Source organism: Saccharothrix sp. CB00851 (genome assembly GCF_001905065.1).
Classification (GTDB): domain Bacteria; phylum Actinomycetota; class Actinomycetes; order Mycobacteriales; family Pseudonocardiaceae; genus Actinosynnema.
Map to the genome: position 1 here is coordinate 1 of NZ_LWLC01000062.1, position 3761 is coordinate 3761.

Consider the following 3761-nt stretch of genomic DNA (forward strand, 5'->3'; position numbering starts at 1 on the left):
ACAGGTTAAAGATCAAGGTAAGGGGCCCCATGTCAAATCGAGCCGGACCCAACCCCTGAGCGTTGAATACACACTTCCCCAACGTTGGACTCACACGCTCCGAACGTTGGACTCTCGCGCCCTGAACGTTGGACTCTCGCACCTGAACGTTGAACTCACGGGTCCTGAACGTAGGACACACGCGTTCCGAAGGTAGGACACGCGGGTTCGGAAGGTAGGACACGCGCAGGAGAGCGCTCTCCGGGCGTGGCAGAATGGGCGGCATGAGCAGACCGCCGACGACCCCGCCGACGTTGGAAGACGTGGCGCGGGTCGCCGGCGTGTCCCGCGCCACCGTCTCCCGCGTCATCAACGGCACCCGCAACGTCGACCGCAAGATCCAGGAAGTCGTGCGCGCGGCCGTCGACAAGACCGGATACGCACCCAACCGCGCGGCCCGCTCTCTCGTGACCAAAAGGGCCGGGACGGTCGCACTGGTGGTGTCCGGCGCGGGTGACCCGGGCGAGGAGGACGCGTTCGCCGCCCGTGTGTTCACCGACCCGTTCTTCGGCCGGGTGGCCAGCGGCGTGCTGGGCTTCCTGCGCACCCGCGGCGTGCACCCGGTCCTGATGGTGGCCGACACCGAACCGGCCCGCGAGGACGTCCTCGCCTTCCTCCGCCAGGGCAGCGCGGACGGTGCCCTGCTCGTCTCCACGCACGCCGAGGACCCGCTGCCCGCCCGGCTGGTGGACGCGAAGCTGCCCGCCGTGCTGTTCGCGCGACCCGCCCGCCCCGTGCCGATCAGCTACGTCGACCTCGACCACCAGGCGGGTGCCAGGCTCGCCGCCGACCACCTGGTGCACCGCGGCTGCACGCAGGTCGCCACGATCACCGGCCCGCTGGACGTGCCCGCGTCCCAGGACCGGCTGACCGGGTTCCGCGAAGCCATGGCGCGGCACGGTTTCCCGTACGTCCCGATCGCCGAGGGCGGGTTCACCTCGGGCAGCGGCGAGGCCGCGATGGAACGGCTGCTGGCCGAGCACCCCGGCATCGACGGCGTGTTCGCGGCCAACGACCTGATGGCGCAGGGCGCGCTGCTGGTGCTGCACAAGCACGGCCGCCGCGTGCCCGACGACGTGGCGCTGGCGGGTTTCGACGACAGCAGCCCCGCGCTGTCCTGCCGACCGCGGTTGACCACGGTGCGGCAGCCGGTGGAGGACATGGCGGCCGGGATGTCCCGGTTGTTGCTGGACCACGTCGAGGAACCGGGACTGCGCCCGAAGTCCGTCATCTTCGAGCCGGAACTCATCGTGCGCGACTCGGCCTGACCCGCGCCTGAACCGTCGTTGACGTCCGCGCAACATCGACGTTACGCTCCGAGAGAGCGCTCTCTCAGCGCCTCCGGTGCCACGGAGGCACGGCTCCGGGCCTTCTCGCGCCCCTTACCTCGTCAGGTAGGACCATGAGCTCTCCCCGTTCCCTGTCACGGGTCCTGACCGCCGCGCTGGCACTCGGCGTCGCCGCGGTGCTCAGCCCCGTGATCACCCAGTCCGCGCAGGCCGCCGAGTGCGGCACGACCAACGCCGCGCTGAACCGGCCGGTGACGGCGTCGTCCGTCGAGCACGGCGGCACCCCTGCCGCCGCCGCGGTCGACGGCAACACCGGCACCCGCTGGTCCAGCGCGTTCGCCGACCCCCAGTGGCTCCAGGTGGACCTCGGTTCCACGCGAACGGTGTGCCGCGTGACGTTGAACTGGGAGGCCGCGTACGGTCGGGCGTTCCAGATCCAGTTGTCCGACAACGCGTCCACGTGGAACACCGTCTACTCGACCACCACCGGAACCGGTGGCGTGCAGACCCTGACCGTCACGGGCACCGGCCGTTACCTGCGGGTGCACGGCACGGCGCGCGCCACCGGCTACGGCTACTCACTGTGGGAGCTGGCCGTCAACACCGAGACCACGGGCGGGATCGTCATCCCGCCGACCGACCCGCGCAACCCCGACTTCGGTCCGAACGTGCTCGTCTACGGCCCCGGCTACGACCGGGCCGCGATGCAGGCGCGGCTGGACCAGATCTCCGCCCAGATGAAGACCAACCAGTTCGGCTCCGAGCGGTACGCGATCCTCTACAAGCCGGGCGTGTACGACGCGGACGTCAACCTCCGCTTCTACACCCAGGTCGCGGGCCTCGGCCTGCGGCCGGACGACGTACGGCTCAACGGCCACGTGCGCGTCGAGGCGGACTGGTTGCAGCAGGGCGACAACCCGAACAACCTGGGCAACGCGACGCAGAACTTCTGGCGCCAGGCCGAGAACATGTTCGTCAACCTGCCCGCCGGCCAGATCGAGCGGTGGGCGGTGTCGCAGGCGGCGTCGTACCGGCGCATGCACCTGTCCGGCCAGGTCCAGCTGTGGAACGGCGGTGACGGCTGGGCGTCCGGCGGTCTGATCGTGGACAGCAAGATCGACGGCGTCACGGTGTCCGGCTCGCAGCAGCAGTTCCTGACCCGCAACAGCAACCTGGCGGGCGGCTGGAACGGCTCGGTGTGGAACATGGTGTTCGTCGGCTCCCCGGGGTCGCCGCCGCAGCACTTCCCGAACCCGTCGCACACCACGGTCGACACCACGCCGGTGGTGCGCGAGAAGCCGTTCCTGTACTTCGAGAACGGCGAGTACAAGGTGTTCGTCCCGGCGCTGCGGCACAACTCGCGCGGCACGAGCTGGGAGGCGGGTGCGCCCGCGGGTCAGTCGATCTCGCTGGCGGACTTCTTCATCGTGAAGCCGGGTACTCCGGTGGCGACGACCAACGCGGCGCTGGCGCAGGGCAAGCACCTGCTGCTGACGCCGGGTGTGCACCGGCTCACCGACACGATCAACGTGACGCGGCCGGACACCGTCGTGCTCGGCCTCGGTCTGGCGACGCTCTCCCCCGACACCGGCAAGGCCGCGATGGCGGTGTCCGATGTGGACGGCGTGAAGCTGGCAGGTTTCCTGGTCGACGCGGGTGTGCAGAACTCGCCCGTGCTGCTGCAGCTCGGCCCGGCGAACTCGTCGGCCTCGCACGCCACCAACCCGACCTCGATGCACGACGTGTACCTGCGGGTCGGCGGTCCCCAGGCGGGCAAGGCGACCACCTCGCTGGAGATCAACAGCGACCACGTGATCGTGGACCACACGTGGGTGTGGCGCGCCGACCACGGCACCGGCCCCACCGGCTGGACCGCCAACACCGGCCGCAACGGCGTGATCGTCAACGGCGACAACGTGACCGCGTACGGGTTGTTCGTCGAGCACTACCAGCAGTACAACACCATCTGGAACGGCAACGGCGGCCGCACGTACTTCTACCAGAACGAGCTGCCGTACGACCCGCCGAACCAGGCCGCGTGGATGAACGGCTCGCAGTTGGGCTGGGCCGGGTACAAGGTGGGTGACCACGTCACCACGCACGAGGGCTGGGGCATGGGCGTGTACTCGTTCAACCAGGCCGACCCGAGCATCCACACGGCCAACGGGTTCGAGGTGCCCAACCGGCCGGGCGTGCGGCTGCACGACCTGGTGACGGTGTCGCTCGGCGGTGTCGGCACGATCGACAACGTCGTGAACGGCATCGGTGGCGCCGCGAACATGGCCACCCAGCAGCGGTACGTCGTCAACTACCCGTGACCTGTCGCGGCTGAGCCGCCCCGCCGAGGCGTCCGTCCTCGGCGGGGCGGTCCGCGGTTCGGCACGCGGCTAGGGCGTGTCTCCAAATCTTCGGCCTGGTAGTAGGTCATGATTG

General features: G+C 69.7%; 2 protein-coding genes. Both read left to right on the plus strand.

Going from position 1 to position 3761, the window contains the following annotated elements:
* Positions 1-263 precede the first annotated feature (263 nt).
* Positions 264-1307 (plus strand): LacI family DNA-binding transcriptional regulator, encoded by a 1044-nt coding sequence (locus tag A6A25_RS38520; RefSeq protein ID WP_073898985.1) that lies wholly within the window; start codon positions 264-266, stop codon positions 1305-1307.
* Positions 1308-1441: 134 nt separating this feature from the next.
* Positions 1442-3646, plus strand: coding sequence for a discoidin domain-containing protein (locus tag A6A25_RS38525; RefSeq protein WP_073898987.1), 2205 nt, complete (start codon positions 1442-1444; stop codon positions 3644-3646).
* The last annotated feature ends 115 nt before the right edge of the window (positions 3647-3761 follow it).